This window comes from Faecalispora sporosphaeroides DSM 1294 (genome assembly GCA_000383295.1).
In the GTDB taxonomy this organism is placed as follows: Bacteria; Bacillota; Clostridia; order Oscillospirales; family Acutalibacteraceae; genus Faecalispora; species Faecalispora sporosphaeroides.
Genome location: KB911069.1, coordinates 24,292 through 45,287, shown reverse-complemented (window position 1 = coordinate 45,287; position 20,996 = coordinate 24,292). Strand labels below are relative to the sequence as shown.

The 20,996-nt window shown below is 54.0% G+C and carries 23 protein-coding genes; 12 read left to right on the top strand and 11 right to left on the bottom strand.

All coding sequences use genetic code 11. The annotated features are described in order from the left end of the window. Positions 1–45: 45 nt before the first annotated feature. From spoIIR to G340_RS0108240, 5 genes are all read right to left on the bottom strand, one after another. Entirely contained in the window at positions 46–714 is a 669-nt protein-coding gene (spoIIR, locus tag G340_RS0108260) for a stage II sporulation protein R (protein ID WP_407635362.1), read from the bottom strand. Between the two features lie 123 nt (positions 715–837). Next, positions 838–1,707, bottom strand: a complete 870-nt coding sequence (gene ispE, locus G340_RS0108255; protein ID WP_033402238.1) for a 4-(cytidine 5'-diphospho)-2-C-methyl-D-erythritol kinase — start codon at positions 1,705–1,707, stop codon at positions 838–840. A 104-nt stretch (positions 1,708–1,811) separates the two neighbouring features. Next, the gene (locus G340_RS0108250; protein ID WP_020073177.1) at positions 1,812–2,987 is read right to left on the bottom strand and encodes an aminotransferase class I/II-fold pyridoxal phosphate-dependent enzyme; all 1,176 of its coding nucleotides are present in this window, start codon (positions 2,985–2,987) and stop codon (positions 1,812–1,814) included. After that, positions 2,981–3,463 carry an Lrp/AsnC family transcriptional regulator gene (locus tag G340_RS0108245; protein ID WP_020073176.1) on the bottom strand — a complete coding sequence of 161 codons (483 nt, stop codon included), beginning with the start codon at positions 3,461–3,463 and terminating at the stop codon, positions 2,981–2,983. The genes G340_RS0108250 and G340_RS0108245 overlap by 7 nt, the downstream gene beginning before the upstream one ends. A gap of 53 nt (positions 3,464–3,516) precedes the next feature. Beyond that, positions 3,517–4,332 (bottom strand): histidinol-phosphatase HisJ family protein, encoded by an 816-nt coding sequence (locus tag G340_RS0108240; RefSeq protein ID WP_027103924.1) that lies wholly within the window; start codon positions 4,330–4,332, stop codon positions 3,517–3,519. Between the two features lie 352 nt (positions 4,333–4,684). On the opposite strand from G340_RS0108240, the gene G340_RS0108235 reads away from it, so the two are divergent. From G340_RS0108235 to G340_RS0108185, 11 genes are all read left to right on the top strand, one after another. Continuing rightward, positions 4,685–4,954 (top strand): ACT domain-containing protein, encoded by a 270-nt coding sequence (locus tag G340_RS0108235; protein WP_009064282.1) that lies wholly within the window; start codon positions 4,685–4,687, stop codon positions 4,952–4,954. Between the two features lie 75 nt (positions 4,955–5,029). Further along, positions 5,030–6,388, top strand: coding sequence for a PFL family protein (locus tag G340_RS0108230; protein WP_020073174.1), 1,359 nt, complete (start codon positions 5,030–5,032; stop codon positions 6,386–6,388). A 173-nt stretch (positions 6,389–6,561) separates the two neighbouring features. Continuing rightward, the gene (locus G340_RS0108225) at positions 6,562–6,873 is read left to right on the top strand and encodes a hypothetical protein (RefSeq protein ID WP_020073173.1); all 312 of its coding nucleotides are present in this window, start codon (positions 6,562–6,564) and stop codon (positions 6,871–6,873) included. 4 nt (positions 6,874–6,877) lie between these two features. Further along, entirely contained in the window at positions 6,878–7,924 is a 1,047-nt protein-coding gene (locus G340_RS0108220) for a V0D/AC39 family V-type ATPase subunit (RefSeq protein WP_020073172.1), read from the top strand. 18 nt (positions 7,925–7,942) lie between these two features. Next, positions 7,943–9,895, top strand: a complete 1,953-nt coding sequence (locus G340_RS0108215; protein WP_027103923.1) for a V-type ATP synthase subunit I — start codon at positions 7,943–7,945, stop codon at positions 9,893–9,895. Between the two features lie 58 nt (positions 9,896–9,953). Then, on the top strand, positions 9,954–10,397 hold the full coding sequence (locus tag G340_RS0108210) for an ATP synthase subunit C (protein ID WP_020073170.1): 444 nt from the start codon (positions 9,954–9,956) through the stop codon (positions 10,395–10,397). Positions 10,398–10,440: 43 nt separating this feature from the next. After that, entirely contained in the window at positions 10,441–10,749 is a 309-nt protein-coding gene (locus tag G340_RS0108205; RefSeq protein WP_009064315.1) for a V-type ATP synthase subunit F, read from the top strand. A 30-nt stretch (positions 10,750–10,779) separates the two neighbouring features. Next, positions 10,780–11,376 carry a V-type ATP synthase subunit E gene (locus G340_RS0108200; RefSeq protein ID WP_020073169.1) on the top strand — a complete coding sequence of 199 codons (597 nt, stop codon included), beginning with the start codon at positions 10,780–10,782 and terminating at the stop codon, positions 11,374–11,376. Positions 11,377–11,410: 34 nt separating this feature from the next. After that, complete coding sequence (locus G340_RS0108195) at positions 11,411–13,174, top strand: V-type ATP synthase subunit A (RefSeq protein WP_020073168.1); 1,764 nt, start codon at positions 11,411–11,413, stop codon at positions 13,172–13,174. 31 nt (positions 13,175–13,205) lie between these two features. Further along, positions 13,206–14,639: a V-type ATP synthase subunit B gene (locus tag G340_RS0108190; protein ID WP_020073167.1), complete on the top strand. Its 1,434-nt coding sequence runs from the start codon at positions 13,206–13,208 to the stop codon at positions 14,637–14,639. A gap of 15 nt (positions 14,640–14,654) precedes the next feature. Next, the gene (locus tag G340_RS0108185) at positions 14,655–15,269 is read left to right on the top strand and encodes a V-type ATP synthase subunit D (RefSeq protein WP_020073166.1); all 615 of its coding nucleotides are present in this window, start codon (positions 14,655–14,657) and stop codon (positions 15,267–15,269) included. 99 nt (positions 15,270–15,368) lie between these two features. On the opposite strand, the gene G340_RS0108180 is transcribed toward G340_RS0108185, so the two are convergent. The 5 genes from G340_RS0108180 to G340_RS0108160 all read right to left on the bottom strand — a co-directional run bounded on the left by G340_RS0108180 (position 15,369) and on the right by G340_RS0108160 (position 19,291). Beyond that, the gene (locus G340_RS0108180) at positions 15,369–16,085 is read right to left on the bottom strand and encodes a FadR/GntR family transcriptional regulator (RefSeq protein WP_020073165.1); all 717 of its coding nucleotides are present in this window, start codon (positions 16,083–16,085) and stop codon (positions 15,369–15,371) included. A gap of 172 nt (positions 16,086–16,257) precedes the next feature. After that, complete coding sequence (locus G340_RS0108175; RefSeq protein WP_020073164.1) at positions 16,258–16,911, bottom strand: HAD family hydrolase; 654 nt, start codon at positions 16,909–16,911, stop codon at positions 16,258–16,260. Between the two features lie 21 nt (positions 16,912–16,932). Then, entirely contained in the window at positions 16,933–17,637 is a 705-nt protein-coding gene (locus G340_RS0108170; RefSeq protein ID WP_020073163.1) for an LrgB family protein, read from the bottom strand. Further along, positions 17,630–17,983 carry a CidA/LrgA family protein gene (locus tag G340_RS0108165; protein ID WP_020073162.1) on the bottom strand — a complete coding sequence of 118 codons (354 nt, stop codon included), beginning with the start codon at positions 17,981–17,983 and terminating at the stop codon, positions 17,630–17,632. Before G340_RS0108165 ends, G340_RS0108170 begins: the two co-directional genes overlap by 8 nt. 318 nt (positions 17,984–18,301) lie before the next feature. Further along, positions 18,302–19,291, bottom strand: coding sequence for an aldo/keto reductase (locus G340_RS0108160; protein ID WP_020073161.1), 990 nt, complete (start codon positions 19,289–19,291; stop codon positions 18,302–18,304). A gap of 157 nt (positions 19,292–19,448) precedes the next feature. On the opposite strand from G340_RS0108160, the gene G340_RS0108155 reads away from it, so the two are divergent. Beyond that, positions 19,449–19,658, top strand: coding sequence for a DUF378 domain-containing protein (locus tag G340_RS0108155; protein ID WP_020073160.1), 210 nt, complete (start codon positions 19,449–19,451; stop codon positions 19,656–19,658). 46 nt (positions 19,659–19,704) lie between these two features. Here G340_RS0108155 and G340_RS0108150 read toward each other — a convergent pair whose 3' ends face one another. Beyond that, positions 19,705–20,913, bottom strand: coding sequence for an acetate/propionate family kinase (locus tag G340_RS0108150; protein WP_020073159.1), 1,209 nt, complete (start codon positions 20,911–20,913; stop codon positions 19,705–19,707). Between the last annotated feature and the right edge of the window lie 83 nt (positions 20,914–20,996).

Sequence of the window (20,996 nt, the reverse complement as noted above, 5' to 3'; positions counted from 1 at the left end):
CTTTTTATAAGGAATCCGGCAGACCGGGCTCTCAAGGTAAATGATTCACCGGATTCCCGAAGGATTCGTCCTTCCTTTTCCGGCTGCCCAGTTTTTAAACTGTTCGTACAGCTCGAGTGATTTAAAGCGGATTTCGTACTGCCCGGTAACGATCTCCATCTGCTTCGGGTTCAGCACATCGTCAAGCTCTTCCTTTTCCTCAGCGGCGGGCAGGCACATGGGCGGGAACATCACGCACCACCAGTTTTTCCCCTGCGCCTGGCCGATTGTCACGCGCAGCGCATCGTAGGTGCCGGCCGGCAGCGTAACCTGCCGATACTGCCGCGTGGTAAAATAGATGTTTTCCAGTTCGACATCCACCGGGTACTGATACCCGCGCTGTGCAATTTCCTCAGCGGCCGCGGCCCTCAGCCGGGGCATATTCCGCCGTACTACCTGTTCCGCTTCCTTTCGGTCGGTAATGCCGTCGAGCATTCCGGCGGATTCGGTCAAAATGCGGTTGCGTACATAGAGCTTCAGCTCCTGATCCTCGGAAGTATCGGAATTGGCCAGCACATGCAGGCGCAGAACATGATTTGGAATATCTTCACATTGTCGCGCAAAGGAAAAAAAGGAAGTAAAGGAGCAGGCAACCGTAAGTACAAACGCGATGATCAGCGCTTTTTCTATGTTTTTTAATTTCCAGGAATTCTGAGTGGAATTCAAAAGAGTCATCTCCTTCTTTATGTTAACCAAAGGATTGTCCTCTTTTGTTTGATTTATGCGCACGAGCCAGCAAAAAAAAGAAAAAAGTATCTTTCCCCGCCATTTTGGGGAAAGATACCCGATATGGATCCTTTATTCGGCACCGACCGGTTCGCATACAAACACATGACGGTATTTTTTCCGCAGCTCTTCCCGGCACCGCTCCGCCGACACACGCTCCGAAAAAATGCCGAACACCGCCGAGCCGCTCCCGGTCATGCAGGCGCCGAGCGCGCCCATGTGCAGCAGCGCCTGCCGAAGCGCTTCGATCTGCGGCTCCGGCATCGCCAGCGAAAACGAATTGCCGAGGCCGCCCGCGATCAGGTGCAGTTGGCCGCTCCCAAGCGCCGCCGCCATTGCCGGGGTGTAGCGCGGGTAGGATGCGCCGTCTCGATCCGCCTGCGCAAACGCCGCGGCGGTGCTGACGCTGACGGACGGCTTGCACACGACAAAAAAGCACGGCGGCATTGGGGCAAGAGGCGATAAAACCTCGCCGATTCCCCCGACCCGCATGGTGCCGCCCCGAAGGCAGAATGGAACGTCCGCCCCAATGCTCAGGCCCAGCGCGCACAGCTCGTCCATTGTAAAGCCGGCATCGTAGATCCGGTTCATCGCGCGCAGCACGGCGGCGGCGTCGGCGCTGCCCCCGCCCATCCCCGCCCGATCGGGGATCCGTTTCAGCATCCGGATTTGAATTCCGCCGTTCGGCAGATCCGCCGCCTGATAAAACAGGCGCGCTGCCCTTTGCACCGTGTTTTCTTCCCCGCAGGGAATCCCCGCCCGGTCACAGAGCAGATCAACTCCCGGAGTTTCAATCGGCGTGAGCAGCAAGGTATCGTAAACGGAAACGGTCTGCATCACCATATCCAGCAGATGATAGCCGTCCGCACGGCGGCCCAGTATATCGAGTGTCAGATTCAGTTTTGCCGTTGCATAAACACAAATCGGCCGCCCCGTCTGCATGAAGCATTCCTCCATTCTTCCCCGCAAAAAGACGGCTTTGCCCGCCGCACCCGCAAAGGCGGGAGCCACGCGCAAAACCGTTGGATCATTCCACACGAGCGGATTTATTTGAGCGTGCCCAAAAAGCGCTCGATCCGTTTGAGCGCCTCGGTGATATTCGGAATCGAGTTGGAGTAAGCAACCCGGGCAAAGCCCTCTCCGCAGTCGCCGAACGCGTTGCCGGGCACAATTGCGACCTTCTCCGCGTAAATCAGGCGCTCACAGAACTCCTCTGAGCCAAGGCCGCTGCTCTTGATGCAGGGGAATACATAAAACGCCCCCTCGGGCTCAAAGCAGGTCAGGCCGAGCGAATTGAGGCCGTCTACGATCAGCCGGCGGCGCATGTCGTACTGGGAACGCATCTCCTCAATATCGCCGTCGCCGTTTTTGAGCGCCTCAATTGCCGCGTACTGCGACATGGTGGGCGCGCTCATAATGCCGTACTGGTGCAGCTTTGTCATCTGGGCGATGATCTCCGTCGGCCCCATGGCAAAGCCGAGACGCCAGCCGGTCATGGCGTACGCCTTGGAGAAGCCGTTGATCAGAATCGTGCGCTCCTTCATGCCGTCTATGGACGCGAAGCTGACGTGGGGCGTGTCGCCATAGGTCAGCTCGCTGTATATTTCATCAGAAATCACCATCAGGTTATGTTCCTTGACAACCGCCGCAATCTCCTCCAGATGCCCGCGGCGCATGACGGCGCCGGTGGGGTTGTTCGGGAAGGGCAGAATCAGTACCTTCGTCTTTGGGGTGATCTTCGCGCGCAGCTCCTCGGCGGTTAAGCGAAAATCATTCTCCGCCTTCGTCTCAAGAATCACCGGAACACCGCCGGCCATCTGTGTGAGCGGCACATAACAGACAAAGCTCGGCTCGGGGATAAGAACCTCGTCGCCGGGATTCACGAGCGAGCGCAGGCTGGCGTCGATCGCTTCGGAGCCGCCGACGGTGACGACGACATCCGTTGCGGGGTCGTATTCCACCTGGTATTTGCGGGCGACCCACTTGCAGATCTCCTGACGCAGCTCCATAAAGCCGCGGTTCGGGCTGTACCAGGTCTTTCCCTTTTCCAGCGTCTGAATTCCGGCCTGGCGCACATGCCAGGGGGTGGAAAAGTCGGGCTCGCCGATGGAGAGGGAGATCACGTCGTCCATTTCACTCGCAATATCGAAAAACTTCCGGATCCCCGAAGGCTTGAGCGATTGCAGCCGCTGATTCATCACAGATTGATAATCGATCACCATACACACCCCGTTCTTTGGTCTTTGTCCTCTCCGGAGTGAAGAATAACCCCTCCGTCTTTATACCGGGTCAAAATGAAGTGGGTGGCCGTAGAGACAACGGAATCCAGCGCGGCCAGGCGGTTCATGACGAACAGCGCCACCTCCTGCATCGATTTCCCGTGAACGATCACCGCAAGATCGTACCCGCCGGACATCAGGTAGACGCTTTCCACCTCGCCAAAGCTCATCACGCGGTCCGCAACCTCATCAAAGCCGCGGTCCGGCTTCGGCACAACCTTCAGCTCGATCAGCGCCGTGACTTTATTCTGGTCGACCTTCTCCCAGTCGATCAGCGCGCGGTAGCCTTTGATCACACCCTGCTTTTCATACTGTTCGATTGCTTCGTTGACCTTTTCCTGCGTTGTGTCGAGCATTGCTGCGAGCTGCGCAGGGGTCAGTCTGGCATTTTCACTTAAAAGAGCTAACAATTTTTCCATTATGGTTCCTCCTTAAATTTTCTGAACAGTTCGAGAGATTGGCCCTGCGCTGTTTATTCGATCGGCAGCATTACGGGCTCGCGCCCAACGTAGATGGTGAACCGATCAAACCCGGCCTGCAAAAGCAGAGAGAGCCCGGTTTCCACCCCGGCGCCGATATCCCCCCAGCGGTGCGCGTCGGAGCCGACGGTCACATACTTGCCGCCCAGCTGGCGAAAGCGCCGGAGCACCTCGGCCGGCGGCAGAGTCTGCCCCAGCTTCTGGCGCAGCCCGGAGGTATTGAGCTCCAGCGCCTTGTGGTTGCGCGCCAGCAGGCTGAGAATTTCGTCGACGATCTCGCGGTGATCCGGGTAAAGCCGGGCCGGAATGCCCTTATCGCCCACAATGTACCGGTAGGGGTAAGTGAGATGCGCCAGAGAATCAAAGCCGTTCCAGCGCACCATCTCGAGAATTTCATAAAAATAACGCGTGAGAAGCGCGTCGACATCCAGGTGGTCGTAGTCGAGAAAATAAAAATCCTCCATACCGGCCAGATTATGGAGGGAGGCCAGAACGAAGTCAAAGCCGCAGGTGGTCAGAACATCCTGTGCCGCCTTTTCATCCTGCAGGGGCTGGCCAAGTTCAACGCCCGCGTACACCCGCAGCCGGCCCTGAAAAACCGCGGCGGCCTTTTTGGCCTCGAAATAGGACTGGCGCGACGAACGGTCGTATTCTTCCTTATAATAATCATTGCACTCGCAGTGATCCGTCAGGGCAACGGCGTACAGGCCCTGTCGCTGTGCAGCCTCGCACATCATCATGGCCGGGTCTTCCGCATCACGGGAGCAATCGCTGTGCAAATGGCAATCGGAACAATATCTGTATTTCAAAGCTCTGCCGCCTCCAGTCTGTCAATGCCCGGTCCGATGCCCCGCTTTCCTCAAAAGCGGGCAAAGGATTCGGTCTCTTCCTCCCGCCCGCGGCAGGGAAAAGACGCCTGTGCCTCCCCTTTCCCCGCGGGCTGCGGGGATACTTCTTGACGATTTTTATTATCTTAGCATAAATCAGGGAAAAAAGACAGTTTTTCCTCTAATTTTTTTCTAAGTCAAAATTTCGTCTTAATAGTTTTTTTCTTAACGCGCTTGGTGCCGAAAACGTCTTGACATACCATTGTTTCTACTTCATAATAAATGCATTAATACCAGTTATTATGGAATTTCTTTATTTTTAGGAGGCTGCCGCATGCGCGCTGTAATTACCGTTCTTGGCAAAGACATGGTGGGTATTCTTGCCCGCGTCTCTGCCATTTGTGCCGAAAACCAAGTAAATGTGATCGAAGTGACCCAGTCTGTTCTGCAGGATATGTTTGCCATGATTATGATGGTGGATATTTCAAAAAGCACCATTCCCTTCAGCGATCTGGCCGATCGCCTGACCGAGCTGGGAACCAGCATGAACCTGACAATCCACACCATGCACGAGGATATCTTCAACTCCATGCACCGTATTTAAGCGCGGGCCGGGTTCTCTGACTGCGGAAAGCCCTGCCGGAAAAGCGCTAATATATAGAGAGAAAGGACCGCTTTCATGATTAATTCCCACGATATTCTCGAAACGATCAATATGATTGATAACGAAAATCTGGATGTGCGCACCATTACCATGGGTATTTCCCTGCTGGACTGCGTGGATTCTGACCAAAAAGCCGCCTGTGACAAGGTGTACGATAAAATTTGCCGCTATGCCGGCAGCCTGGTCAAAACCGGCGAAGATATCAGCAAGGATTACGGCATCCCGATCATCAACAAGCGCATATCCGTCACACCCATCTCAATGATTGCAGCGGCGTGCCCCTCAAAGAGTCCGGCCCATTTTGCCCAGGCATTGGACCGCGCCGCGAAAGAGGTAGGCGTCAATTTCATCGGCGGGTATTCCGCATTGGTACACAAAGGGTTTGGCCCGGGAGATTACGCACTGATCGAAAGCATCCCCGAGGTTCTCAGCACCACCAGCTTTGTCTGCTCCTCCGTCAACGTGGGCACCACCAAGGCGGGAATCAATATGGATGCTGTCGGCAAAATGGGACGCGTCATCCGCGAATGCGCGGAGAAAACAGCCGACCGCGACTGTATTGGAGCGGCGAAGCTGGTGGTTTTCTGCAATGCGCCGGAAGACAACCCGTTTATGGCCGGCGCCTTCCACGGCCCCGGCGAACCGGACTGCGTAATCAACGTGGGCGTATCCGGCCCCGGCGTGGTTCGCGCCGCGCTGGCAAAAGCGGGGGACTGCGATATTACCGGGATTGCCGACCTGATCAAAAAAACTGCGTTTAAAATCACACGTATGGGGCAGCTGGTGGCACAGGAGGCCTCCCGCCGACTGTTTGTCCCGTTCGGCATCGTCGATCTCTCTTTGGCCCCCACCCCCGCCGTCGGCGATTCCGTCGCCTACATTCTGGAGGAAATGGGCCTTGAGGCCTGCGGCGCCCACGGCACGACCGCCGCGCTGGCCCTGCTGAACGACGCCGTGAAAAAGGGCGGCATTATGGCCTCCTCCCACGTTGGCGGCCTGTCCGGCGCGTTTATCCCCGTCACCGAGGACGCCGGCATGATCGAAGCCGCGCGCCGCGGTTCGCTGACGCTCAACAAGCTGGAGGCCATGACCGCGGTCTGCTCCGTGGGCCTCGACATGATCGCCATCCCCGGCGACACCCCGGCCGAGGTGATCTCGGGCATCATCGCCGACGAGGCGGCGATCGGCATGGTCAACAGCAAAACCACCGCCGTGCGCCTGATTCCCGCCATCGGCAAGCAGGTGGGCGAGGAGCTCAATTTTGGCGGCCTGTTGGGCGGCGGCCCCGTCATGGAAGTCAACCGGTACTCTCCGCAGCGGTTTATTCAGCGCGGCGGGCGCATCCCGGCCCCGCTGCAGAGTCTGAAAAATTAAATTTCCTTTAAAAACATCAAAACATTTTGACTTTTCTTGAGGTTATGTGTCACAGAGGTAAAATTTATCAAAAAATCAGTTGTATATTTGTGACGAGCGGGCTATAATTGTGCATGTGATTTCTGAGAATTTTACGTAACATAGATTTTATTGATCAAGGAGGTGCGGTCATTATGAACGATATGCTGAAGCAAATCATCGAAATGGACGAAAAAGCCAGGCAGATCACGGACGCCGCCCAGAAACAGAAAACCGACACAGAAAAGGAAATCTCCAGAACGCGGGAGGATATTCGGAATCGCTACCTGGCCAGAGCAAGGGCCAGAATCGAAAAGAACAGACCTCTTGAGCAGGCCGCTGCGGAAAAAACATGGCAGGTCAAAGAGCACCGCTACCAGGCTTTGGTGGAGCAGCTGGATCAGCAATATGCGCAGAACGGCGAAAAATGGGTGGATACGATCGTCCGCAATGTGATAGGAGAGTGATTTCATGCTTTCCCATCTCTCTTCCAATGTGGTTTCGGCGAAGGCCCGCGCAATGTACGGGCGCAGATTGACCGCCCGGAACTACCAGGAAATGCTCAACTGCAAAAGCGTGACGGAAATCGCCCGGTACCTTGCCGCAAACACCGATTACGATAAGGTGCTTGCGGGAATGAACGACAGAGAAGTGCACCGCGGCCAGCTGGAAAACCGGCTCAAGCACAAGCTGCTTGCGGACTCGGCGGCCCTGTGCCGTTACGAAATCTCCATCAGCGACGCGCTGGCCACCTATTTGCTGCAGCGCAGTGAGGTGGAGCAGATTTTGAACGCGCTGCTGCACCTGAACGCCGACAAAACAAAGGAATACTTTTTCTCCATGCCGGCCACTCTTGCCATTCATTCGCGGCTGGATCTTGTCCGGCTTTCGAGCGCGGAGAATTTCGACAGCATCATTGCCGCACTGGCCCACACGCCGTACCAGATGCTGCTGGAGTCGTTCCGCCCCACTTACGACAACCCCATCGACTTTACCGCCGCAGAAAACGCGCTGAACACCTATTTGTACAGCCGGCTGTACGAGACCATCGAGCATCTGCGGGATAAAAGCATGAAACAGGATTTGCGGCAGATTGTCGATCTTTATCTCGATCTGAACAACTTTGCCCGCATTCTGCGCTTTAAAACGTATTTTCAGGCCGGCCCGGATTACATTCGCAGCAATCTTCTTCCATTCGGCTCCCTCAATAAGGACCAAATTGAAAAAATGATTCAGGCTCGGGACGCCGGGGAGGTACGCTCACTTCTGGCACAGACGAGAATCGGCAAAAAGACCAGCAAAATCGAGTACAATTTTGCCGATCAGCTGGCGGAGCGCGCTTTGTACAAGATCTGCCAGCATGACCTCCATTTTTCTGTACACGCGTCGGTTATCATGCTGTCTTATATTTTCTATCTGCAGATCGAGCTGATGGACATCATCAATATTGTAGAGGGAATCCGCTATCATCTCCCGCCGGAAGAAATAAAAAAGCTGCTTGCTTTTTCTGATTTTTAACGAAAGGAGTGGTGCTGTTTGGCTGTACAAAAACTAAAAATGGCCAGTATTATCGGCCGAATGAACGAACTGGATGAGGTGACGCTTCGCTGCGGTCAATCCGAAGTGTTTCATCCCGACAACGTTCTTTCGTTCTACTCCGATACAACGCCCTTTGTTCCGATCGGGGAGGATAACCCCTACACGGCTTCTCTGCAAAAGCTTTCGGATGCCTGCGCGAAGATCGGGCATCCCCTCTCCTTTGAGGGGGCACCCGACTGCAATACGGAGGAAGAGGATCGCGTTCTGCTGGAATATGCGGAAGCGTTTTCCTCTTATATCGAAGATTGTCTGAAGCAGAAAAGCGATTCTGAACAAAAAATTCAGGAGCTGGACGCCTCGCTGCAGGAGCTGGCCCATTTTACCGGCATGGACGTGGATCTTGGAAAAATTCCGGACTGCAAGTTTGTTCAGGTGCGTTTTGGTGTTTTATCGAAGGATAGCTATAACAAACTCGCTCTTTATAACGATAATCCTTATATGGCGTTCTTTCCAAACTCCAGCGACGAAACCTCTTATTGGGGCGCTTATTTTGCCCCCACCGAGCAGATTGATGAAATAGACCGGATTTTTTCCAGCCTGTTTTTCAAGCGAATCAATCTGACCGGCTTCAGCGGTACGCCGGAGCAAACGATTGAATCGCTTCTGGAGCAGCGCCGCGCGGCGGAAGCCCTGATTCGGGAGTCGGATGAAAAGCTGAAGGACTACTGGCAGCAGGAGCAGAAAAAATGCCAGCTGATCTTTAATCATCTGAAAGAAAAGAGCATTTATTTCGGCATCCGCCATTACGGCGCCCGCTACCACGAAAGCTTCGTTCTCACCGGGTGGATTCCCGCAAAGGATGAGGATGGATTCCGGGAGTCTTTAGAACCATTGGAATCGGTGGAGTATTCCTTCGAAAATGCGGAAGCGCAGTTGGAGCATTCCCCGCCCGTCCGGCTGAAAAACCCCAAGCTGTTCCGCCCGTTTGAATTCTTTGTGGAAATGTTCGGCCTGCCCGCCTACAACGAGGTTGACCCCACCATCTTCGTCGGGATCACCTATATCATGATGTTCGGCATCATGTTTGCCGATTTGGGGCAGGGGCTGTGTGTTTCTCTGATTGGCCTGTACATGTGGAACAAGCTCCGCATGCGGCTCGGCAAAATCCTGATCCCCTGCGGCCTTTCCTCCGCGGTATTCGGCTTTCTTTTCGGCTCGGTGTTCGGCTTTGAGCATGCGCTCAACCCGGTTTACCACGCGTTGTTCGGCCTTGACGACAAGCCCGTAGAGGTAATGCACCCCGCCACGACCAATCTTATTATTTACGCGGCCGTCGGCATCGGCGTCTCCCTTGTGCTGATCGCCATGCTGATTAATATTTACTCCAGCATCAAGAAAAAGAGGTACGGCAACGCTTTGTTCGGCCCGAACGGGCTGGCCGGCCTGCTGTTTTACGGCTCAGTCGTGTTTGGCCTCGGCGGTCAAATTCTGATGGGCTGGAATGTCGTCACCACGCCGTATGTGCTCTGCTTTATCGTTTTCCCGCTGCTGCTGATTTTCTTTCAGGAGGTGTTAAGCGGCATTGTGGAGGGCCACAAGCACTGGCAGCCTGCCAGCTGGGGCGAATACCTCACGCAGAGCTTTTTCGAGCTGTTTGAATGCCTGCTCAGCTACATGAGCAACACCATGTCCTTCCTTCGTGTCGGCGCGTTCGTTCTGGTGCACGCGGGCATGATGATGGTCGTATTTACTTTGGCGGAGATGTCCTCCGGGATTGGGTATTTACTGGTTCTCGTTCTGGGCAATATCTTTGTCATGGCGCTGGAGGCGCTGCTGGCCGGCATTCAGGTATTGAGGCTGGAGTTCTATGAAATGTTCAGCCGCTTTTTTGACGGCAACGGCCGTCCTTTCCATCCTGTGTCCGCTCGCCAGGAGCAGAATCAGGCATAAGCCCGCTTCTGCTCCCAGCGGTTAAAATTAAAAAACATTATATTTGGAGGCAAATCTTATGAACTACGTATTGTTTATTCTCCCGATCGCGGCACTGATTGTCACTGTTTTCCTCACCCTCAGAGCGGTAAAGAACGGCAAAAAGGTAAAATCCGCCGTCATCACTCAGTTGGCTGCCTTTGCGATTGTATGCGCTGTTACCGTTGCGGTTCCAGTCGTTGCAAACGCCGCTACCGATGAGCCCGCAAACGCCACCACCTCCGCCGCAAACGACGGCACCAACGTAGGCGAAGAGGGCATGGGCCTGCTGGCCGCCGCCCTTGTAACCAGCCTCTCCGGCGTTGGCGGCGGTATTGCCGTTGCCGCCGCAGCCCCCGCCGCGATCGGCGCTACCGCAGAAGACCCCAAATCCTTCGGTAAATCCCTGATCTTCGTTGCGCTTGGCGAAGGTATCGCCCTGTACGGCCTGCTGATTTCCATCCTGATTCTGAATAAGATTTAAGCGGTCTTTTCAGAGTTTGAAACAAAGGAAAGCAGGTGCTGACATGCGATTTTACTTAATCAGCGACAACACAGACACGCTGGTAGGAATGCGCCTGGCCGGTATTCCCGGCATTTTGGCGCACGATGTCGGTGAGGTTCGCAAGGCTTTGAACGACGCCATTGAAATGAAGGATGTTGCGGTGATTCTGATGACCGAACGCCTGATTTCCATGTGCCCCGAGCTGGTTTACGATTTAAAGCTGAACCTGAAACGCCCTTTGATCGTTGAAATACCCGACCGTCACGGCAATGGCCGTACCAAGGATTCTATTACCCGCTATGTCCGCGAGGCAATCGGAGTAAAAATTTAAACCGCCAAGGCGGCGGAACGGGGGGTTACTATGGCTTCTAATGATGAAAAATTAAGTAAATTTAGTACTGCTATCAATCATTACGCGCAGGAACAGCGGGAAAAGATCGAACAGGAAATCGCTGAGTACAAGCAGGCGCAGCTGGAAGAAGCGGAGCGCCAGGTGCTGCACGAGGCGTACCAGCTCATTCAGGGCGAAATGACTGCCATGCGGGATGAAATTGTGCGGGACATTGCGCACCGCGAAATGAATGCCCGCAAGCAGCTTTTGGAGAAGAGAAGGCAGATTGAAGAGGAGGTGTTCGACAAGGCGAAGAACCGCCTGATCGATTACACCAAGTCCGCTCAATATCCTTCCCTGCTGCAGAAGTATACCCGCGGCCTTTCCGAGCTGTTCCCGGAATCCGGCACGGTTCTCTGCGTGAAAAAGGATGATCTGCAATATGAGGATCTGCTCCGGCAGGCGTTCGCAAAAGACTGCACTGTTCAGGCGGATCAGGATATTCTGATCGGCGGTGTTCGCGCCTTTCATGCCGAAAAAGGCATCATGGCCGATGAAACACTGGACACGATGCTGGAATCACAGCAGGAGTGGTTTGAAGAAACCTCTGGAATGTCTGTGGTCTGAGCCGTAATACCAACGATAACGGAGATGATTGAAGATGGAGAACCAAGATGTAATTTATGGTATTAACGGGCCGGTCGTAACAGTTAGAAATTCGCGCAGCTTTTCCATGATGGAAATGGTATTCGTCGGCAAGGAACGTCTGGTGGGTGAAATCATCGGCATTACCGATAAAGTGACCACCATTCAGGTCTATGAAGAAACCACCGGACTGCGTCCGGGCGAGCCGGTATTCGGTACCGGCAGCCCCATGAATGTTACGCTAGGCCCAGGGATTCTGGATAATATTTTCGATGGAATCGAGCGCCCTCTGAAGAAGATTGCGGACGATTCCGGCTCTGTGTTTATCTCCCGCGGCAGCAACGTGCCCGCGCTTGACCCCGACCAGCTGTGGGAAGTAACCGTTACCGCACAGGTGGGCGACAAGCTTGCAGGCGGCGACGTTTACGCCGAATGCCCGGAGACAAAAATCATACGGCATAAGTGCCTGGTACCGCCCTCGCTGAGCGGCACCGTGACGAAGGTGGCCGCAAACGGAAAATACCGCGTTAACGACACCGTTGTGGAGCTCACCGACGCAAAGGGAAACAAGCATGAGCTGACCCTTTGCCAGAAGTGGCCCATTCGTACCCCGCGCCCGGTTGCGGAGCGCATGCAGCCCAGAATTCCGCTGGTTACCGGTCAGCGTGTCATCGACACCCTGTTCCCTGTAGCCAAGGGCGGCACCGCGGCTATCCCGGGCGGATTTGGAAGCGGCAAGACCATGACGCAGCACCAGCTGGCCAAATGGTGCGACGCGGATATTATCATCTACGTCGGCTGCGGCGAGCGCGGCAACGAAATGGCTCAGGTTCTGCAGGAATTCTCAGAGCTGATCGACCCGAAATCCGGCCGGCCCATGACCGACCGCACCACCCTGATCGCGAACACCTCGAACATGCCTGTGGCAGCGCGTGAAGCGTCCATTTACACCGGCATTACGCTGGCAGAGTATTACCGCGACATGGGCTACCACGTGGCCATGATGGCCGACTCCACCTCCCGCTGGGCGGAGGCTCTGCGTGAGATTTCCGGCCGTTTGGAAGAGATGCCCGCAGAAGAAGGTTTCCCGGCGTATTTGCCCTCTCGTCTGGCGGAATTCTACGAGCGTGCCAGCTATACCAAAAACCTGAACGGCACCGATGGCTCCATTACGATCATCGGCGCGGTTTCCCCGGCGGGCGCGGACTTCTCCGAGCCTGTTACCCAAAACACCAAGCGTTTTACCCGCTGCTTCTGGGCGCTGGACAAAAACCTTGCCTATGCGAGACATTACCCGGCGATCAACTGGATGACCAGCTACAGCGAATATTCCGCCGACCTGCAGGATTGGTTCAAAGAAAATGTGGGCGAGGATTTTCTGGAGTACCGCAGACAGACCAACAATCTTCTTCAGGAAGAAAACAAGCTGATGGAAATTGTGAAGCTGATCGGTTCGGACGTTCTGCCCGATGACCAGAAGCTCGTTATTGAAATCGCGCGCCTGATCCGCGTCGGCTTTTTGCAGCAGAACGCGTTCCACGCCGAAGATACCTTCGTGCCGCTGGAAAAGCAGAAGCTGATGATGAAGGTTATTTTGCACCTGTACCAAAAATCGCGGCAGCTCATTGCAGCGTCCGTTCCCATTTCCAGCATAATGCAGTCCGGTCTGTTTGACAAGCTGGTGAAGATGAAGTACGATGTACCGAACGACAAGCTGGACTTGTTTGATGACTATATTGCAGAAATTGATAACACCGTGGCGGAGATCATCAACAACTGATTCGGCCCCACGGAAAGAAGGCGGTTTTTTTATGATTCTTGATTATATTGGCGTCAAAGAAATAAACGGGTCGCTGATTGTGCTGGACGATGTGGAAAATGCCTCTTTTGAAGAAATTGTCGACATTCGTCTGGACAACGGCACCATGCGCCAGGGCCGAATCGTTCAGATGGACGGCAAGCGCGTGGTGATTCAGGTTTTTGACGGAACCCGCGGCATTTCTTTGAGCAATACCCGCACACGTCTGCGCGGCCGCCCCATGGAGATGCCCCTTTCCCCCGAAATTCTGGGCCGCGTGTTCGACGGCTCCGGCCGGCCAATCGACGGCCTGGGCAACATCTTCCCGCGCAAGCGCATGAATATCAACGGCACCCCGATCAACCCGGTGTCGCGCGTATACCCGGTCAACTACATCAACACCGGCGTTTCCAGCATCGATACGCTGATGACCCTGATTCGCGGGCAAAAGCTGCCGATCTTCTCCGGCTCCGGCATGTCTCACAATGAGCTGGCCGTGCAGATCGCCCGCCAGGCAAAGATCACCGGCGCGGATGGCGACAACTTTGCGATCGTGTTCGCCGCCATGGGCGTAAAGAACGACGTTGCGGAATATTTCCGCCGCTCGTTCGATGAATCCGGCGTTTTGCAGAAGGTTGTCATGTTCATCAATCTGGCCAACGACCCGATTATTGAACGTACCCTGACGCCCCGCTGCGCGCTGACCACCGCAGAATACCTGGCCTTTGAGCTGAACATGCACATTCTGGTCATCATGACCGACATGACCTCCTACGCGGAAGCACTGCGCGAATTCAGCTCCTCCAAGGGTGAAATCCCCGGCAGAAAGGGCTTCCCCGGCTACTTGTATTCGGACTTTGCCTCTTTGTACGAGCGCGCCGGCATGGTGGAGGGTAAAACCGGTTCCGTCACACAGATCCCGATTCTGACCATGCCCAACGATGACGTAACGCACCCCGTGCCTGATTTGACCGGCTACATCACCGAGGGCCAGATCGTTCTGGACCGAACGCTCGACAGCATGGGGATTTACCCGCCCGTCGGCGTTCTGCCCTCCTTGTCCCGTTTGATGAAGGACGGTATCGGCGAAGGCTTTACCCGCGCGGACCACTCCGCGCTTTCCAATCAGCTGTTCGCCTCCTACGCCAGGGTAATGGACGCCCGTTCGCTGGCCTCCGTTATCGGTGAGGAAGAGCTCTCCCCCGTAGACAAACAGTATCTGCACTTCGGCAAGCTGTTTGAACAGCAGTTCCTGACCCAGCGGCACAACGAAAACAGAACCATCGACCAGAGTTTGGATCTGGGCTGGAGGCTGCTCTCTACCCTGCCCCGTTCCGAGCTGGATCGTGTGGACGACGCGGTTCTGAACCAGTTCTACAATCCGGAAACTGCGGCGAAGGACCCGAACGAGCTGGACGAGGAAGAAAACGGAACCACCAATAACTAAGCGAGGTGAGCGGCATTGGCGATTCAAATCGTACCAACCAAGGGCAATCTTCTTGCCACCAAGAAATCGCTTAGTCTGGCCCGCACCGGCTTTGAGCTGATGGACCGTAAGCGCAATATTCTGATCCGCGAAATGATGGCTTTGATTGAGCGGGCCAACGAGCTTCAGGATAAAATCGACAAAACATATGAGGAAGCCTACGCGGCTTTGCAGATGGCCAACGTTACGCTGGGTATCTGCGACAAGATCGCGGAGACCGTCCCCTACGACGACAACCTGAATGTGGCGTACCGCAGCGTTATGGGCGTAGAGATCCCCATGGTGTCTCTCGAGCACACGCCCCCCACGCTCAACTACGGCCTGATGAACACAAACGCCATGATGGATAACGCCTACCTGAAGTTCCGGGAGGTAAAGTATCTTACCGCGGAGCTGGCCGAGGTAGAAAACAGCGTTTACCGCCTGGCCGACAATGTAAAAAAGACACAGAAGCGCGCGAACGCGCTGAAGAACATTATGATTCCGCGTTTTGAGGAGACCGTAAAGTTCATTACCGACGCACTGGAAGAAAAGGACAGAGAGGAATTCTCCCGCCTGAAGGTGATCAAGCGGCAGAAATCCGCCGGCTGACCAAAGCACTTTCCGGATGAGTCATTTCCCGCAAGGATATTTTCCCTGTAAGAAAAAGAGCCGCAGGATTTTTCAGAATCCTGCGGCTCTTTTTGCCTTTTAATCATTTTGGTTTTGGAGGATCGAGCTGCTGATAAAATCGTTTGTATACTCCAGATGCTTTCGCATTGCCGCGGCGGCCTTCGCTGCGTCATGGGCTTCAATCGCTCTGACGACTGCTTCGTGCTGCTCTTTGACGATGCTTTTGTTCTTCGGGGTTTGGAACAGGTTCGCGACCACAGCTTCAATGTACCTGTCCACCAGATTGGACACCGCGTACATCACATTGATCACAAGGCCATTTCCCGACGCCCGCACGATTTTATAATGGATTTTTTTATCGATCTCGGCGCTCTTTTCAGAATCATCTTCGCGATTGAGTAAGAGGATCAGCTCCTTAATTTCCTGGAGCTCGGCGACGCTGATGTTCTTTGCCGCCAGGGCGGCTGTTTCCGGCTCGATGATTTTTCTCAATTCCAAAATCTCATTCGTTTTGCTCCCGTGCAGCATAAAGGTGATTGAAATGGGTTCCAGCAGACTGTCCTCAAAGGATTCCCGGATGAAATTCCCTTCCCCCTGTCTGCACTCAATGATCCCCAGCATCTCCAAAGACCTCAAAGCCTCTCTGACCGAAGTCCTGCTGACATGAAGCTGTTCGCACAAGTCTCTTTCCGAAGGCAATTGATCGCCGCATTTCAATTCCCCGTTTTGAATGATCTCCTTTATCTGCTCGATCACCTGCTCGAAAACCTTTGTATTTTTAATTTCGCGAAACATTTTAATCCTCCCGAAACTCTGTTTTATGCAAAACAAGCTTCATAACGAAACCGCTTTGAAGCGCACGGGGAACCACCAACGGCGCAGTCGGCAGGCAGGAAAGGCGCGTTCGGGAATCACGGCTGAAAAACCGGAGGGGTTCCCAGCGAAAGGGCGATCTGGATTTCGCTCGTCATTTCATGATCTCAATCAGCTCCAAAGGAGTTTGAATCACTGCCTTGGCGCCGTTCCTCCACAGTTCGTCCGCCGCCCGGAATCCCCATGCCGCGCCCACCGCATACATGCCGGCCGCATCCGCCGTTTTCATATCGACCCCCGAATCACCAAGATACAGAAAGTCCGAAACCGGAATTCCGGAACGCTTGGATATTTCGAGCGCGGCGCAGGGATCCGGTTTCTTCGGTATACCCGTTCTGGCGCCGTAAACCAGCTCAAAGCGCTTTGCTCCGAAAAAAGCCTCTATCACTTCTTCGGTAAAGCGTTGCGGCTTATTGGACAGCACGAACATCCGTATTCCCGATTTCTCCAAGCGGCGGAGCAGTTCCTCGATTCCCGGGTAGGGCTTTGTGGACTGGTTCCATTTTTTTTCATACTGCTTTTCGAGTTCCTCTACATACCGGTCTACTTGTTCCGATTCGCGTTCTTCCTCCGGCAGAGCGGAGATTGCCAGAGCCCTCATGCCGTTCCCGACAAGCTGCTTGTATTTTTCTGTGTCGTGTATAGGGAATCTGTGTCTGCTCAATACAAAATTCATGGAATCGGCAAGATCCTGAATGCTGTTGAGCAGAGTGCCGTCCACATCGAAAACAATTCCAGAGTAACGCATATCAAACTTCCTCCGTATGGTTTAATGAAAAAATACAACAAACGCATTCCATATCACCGGCGCCAAAAACACCGTGGTAATTCCCGAAACCGCCATGGTCAGGCTGCTCATCGCCCCCTCGATTTCTCCCAATTCCATTGCCCTTGCGGTGCCGATCGCGTGGGAGGACGCCCCGATCGCAATGCCAAACGCAACCCTGTCGTCCATTTTAAAGAGTCTGTATAAAACCGGGCCCAACACCGAACCGATGATACCGGTAAGGATGATCGCTGCGACGGTAACCGACTGGATTCCCTCCAGCTGTTGTGAAACGGCAATTCCAATCGGCGTCGTAATGGATTTGGGAATCAGCGATCTGGTCAGCACATCCGATATTCCAAACAGTTTGGAGCTCAGGATGACAAAAGTCATTCCGCAGACATTGCCGCATAAAACGCTTGTAAGGATCGGCAGCGCGTTTTCCCGAAACAAAGAGAATCTTTTATACATGGGCAGGGCCAAAGCAATCGTCGCCGGATATAAAAAGAATGAGATGAATTGGCCGCCCGCGTTAAAGCTTTCATAGCTGATATTCAGCTTCGTAAGAAAAACAATCACAATCGCTATGGCGATCAGCAAAGGATTGAAAATGGAAAGCTTACTTTTTTGATTGATATAAGTGCCTGTTTCGTAAGCGATGAGCGACAGCAGCACACCGAATACCGGGGAATGGGTAATTTCATTCATGGGAGTTTCCTTTTCTGAATAGCCTGATGACAGATGCCGTTATAATCCAAACCACTGCTGTTGAAGTGATTAAAATGGTGAGAAAGCCGACCCAATTCCCTTTTAGCGCGGCAAACGAGGTGATCAGCCCCACTCCGGCCGGAATAAAGAAAAAAGACATATTCGAGAGCAGAAATTCACACACATCCTCAATCATCTCTACCTTAATGATTCCTTTGCGGAGCGCTAGAAAGAGAAGGATCAAACCGATAACAGAGCCCGGAACCGGCAGATGAAGCACGGTCTGCACCACCTGTCCCGCAACATAGGTAACTAAGATGATCATTAATTGCTTTAAATACTTCATTGGAAATTTACGCCCCTCTTTGGATCGAATAAATTGGTGTTATGGTCATACCAGTTATTAAATATATCATTTTTCACAAGAGGTTTCAATTGACATGCAAAGACAACGTTCCCTAAAAATCTCCCTCTTTTTTGGCAATTCCAGCGCTTTTCCGAATCGCCCGCTCATTTCAGTATGAAAGCGCTTCTGCCTGAAACGGTATGGCCGGATGATACCCGCCCTCTTTTATTGCAAACAGCCGCCGATATGGCCGTCGGCGGCTGTTTGCAAACTGATTGATGGGAAAAGCCCTTCCCCGCTGATACGCAATCGCTGCGCTTATTCCGCGTTTGCGATCGCCGCGTCGGCGTCGCGCGTCATTCTTTCCAAATCTGCCTGCTCCAGCACAAGCTCCCCTGCATTGGCGTTTTCCTTCACCTGCTCCATCTTTCTCGCGCCGCCCAGCACGTTCAGGTATTTGCTGCGGGCCGCCGTCCAGGCGATCACAAGATTCCCCAGCGTGCAGCCGTATTTTTCCGTCAGGTCGAGCCAGCCGTTCAGCATTTGCAGCGCGAACCGGCGATGCTCCGGCATCCACCAGAATTTGTTTTCATGCACAGAGCCTGCCGGAATCTCGTAATCCATCGTTATTTTGCCGGTCAGCAGGCCCTGCTCCAGCGGCGAATACGCCTGAAGGGTAATTTTATGCTGCTCGCAGTAAGGCAGCAGCGCGGCCTCCACACGGCGGTCGAGCAGGCTGAATTTTTCCTGAATCACATCTACCTTGCCGTATTTCAGGTATTCGTCCAGATGCGCCGTCGTCACGTTGGAAGCGCCGATTACGCGGATTTTGCCCTCCTGCTTCATTTTCAACAGCTCCGCCATCGTTTCGGCGATCGGCGCGCCGCCCTCCGGGGCCTGCCAATGGGTGTAATAAATATCGATGTAATCCGTTTGCAGGCGGCGCAGGCTGTCCTCCAAATCCTGCCGGATGGAACGAGCGGAAAGATTGCGGTACACATTGTGGCCGTCTCGTTCAAAATGGTTGGTGCCGTTGGCATCACGCCACTGCAGGCCGCATTTGGTCGAGAGAACCGCGCTTTCTCTGCGGCCCTTCAACGCGCGGCCCACCACCTCCTCGCTGTGCCCAAAGCCGTAGACCGGCGCGGTGTCGATCCAGTTCATGCCCTGATCCAACGCGCAGTGGATGGCGCGCACGGAAAGAGAATCATCGTTCTCGCCCCACCAGCTCCCGCCACCGATGGCCCACGCTCCCAAAGACAACACACCGGTAATCAGCCCGGATTCTCCTATTTCTCTTGTCTTCATATTTTTCCTCCGCCTTTTCCTTGTATTTTATTGTTCTATTGTACAATAAACGGCAGCGGCTATTCAACCTTCTTGCCCACTCTTGCGCATATCGCATATTTTTCTCTTTTTGGATTACACTAAATCAAACAAAATCTTTTTGAAAGGCGGAAACACAATGCTGGACATGATTGCTCTTATCCTCCTGATCATCGGGGGAATCAACTGGGGCTCGATCGGTGTATTCCAATTTGACATTGTTGCCTGGGCGTTTCAGGGGCAGACTCAGATCATCAGCCGAATCATCTATACGCTCGTGGGCCTTGCCGGAATATGGTGCATCTCTCTGCTGTTCCGTGACAATGAAATTACAGGCAGAAAAAAATAAAAGCGGCGGAGAATGCATTCTCCGCCGCAAGGCATTTGACGAGATATTACAGCTTGCCGACAATCTCCTTGGTATCGCGCGCGATAACCAGCTCTTCGTTGGTGGGGATGACAAACACTTGCACCTTTGAATCGGGAGCGGAGATCTTGCCGCCCTTGCCGCGGATCATCTTCTCATTGAGCTCTTTCGATACTTTCACGCCCAGATAGGTCAGGCCGTCGCAGACCTTCTGGCGGTGATCGGTCTGGTTCTCGCCGAGGCCGGCGGTGAACACGATGGCGTCGCAGCCGTTCATAGCTGCCGCGTAGCTGCCGATGAACTTCTTGATCTGGTACACCAGCATCTTGTGGGCCAGAATCGCTCTCGGCACGCCCTCTTCCGCGGCCTTGGTCACGTCGCGGTCGTCGCTGGAAATGCCGGAAATGCCGAGAAGGCCGGATTTCTTGTTCAGGATGTCGCTCATCTGCTCCGCAGAGAGATTTTCTTTCTCCTGAATAAAGGTGACAACGGAGGGATCCAAGCTGCCGCAGCGGGTACCCATCATGAAGCCGTCCAGAGGGGTCAGGCCCATGCTGGTATCCACAACCTTGCCCTGATCCACAGCGGCGATGGAGGAACCGTTGCCCAGGTGGCAGGTGATGATCTTCAACTCTGACATCGGCTTGCCCATCAATTCTGCGCAGCGCTCGCTGACGAAACGATGAGAGGTGCCGTGGAAGCCATAGCGGCGAATCTGGTATTTTTCAAAATACTCGTAAGGAATCGGGTAAATATAAGCCTCAGGCGGCATGGTGGAATGGAAGGCCGTATCGAATACCGCAATCTGCGGAACCTTCTCGCCAAAAACCTCCTGGCAGGCGCGAATGCCCTGCAGGTTTACGCTGTTGTGCAGCGGGGCCAGCGGGATCAACTCCTCGATGGTATCCATAACCTCCTGGTTGATCAGAACGGAGTTCATGAACTTCATGCCGCCCTGCACCACGCGGTGGCCTACCGCGGTGACCTCGGACAGATCTTTGATCACGCCCACCTCGGCGTCTACCAAAGCGTTCTTGACCTGCATGAACGCCGCAATGTGATCGGGCATGTCCACCGTCAGCTTCTTCTCGCGGCCGTCGGCGGTCTTATGGCCGAAAATACCGTCTCCAAGGCCAATTCTCTCACAGTTTCCTTTTGCGAGCACTTCTTCATTGGTCATATCAATCAACTGATATTTCAGGGATGAGCTCCCCGCGTTAATGACCAGAATCTTCATCGGATTCCCTCCTAAACTTTCTAAATATTGTAAAAAAACAGCTTGAAAGTGTGTTTACAATACTGTACTATAGAACCGTACAC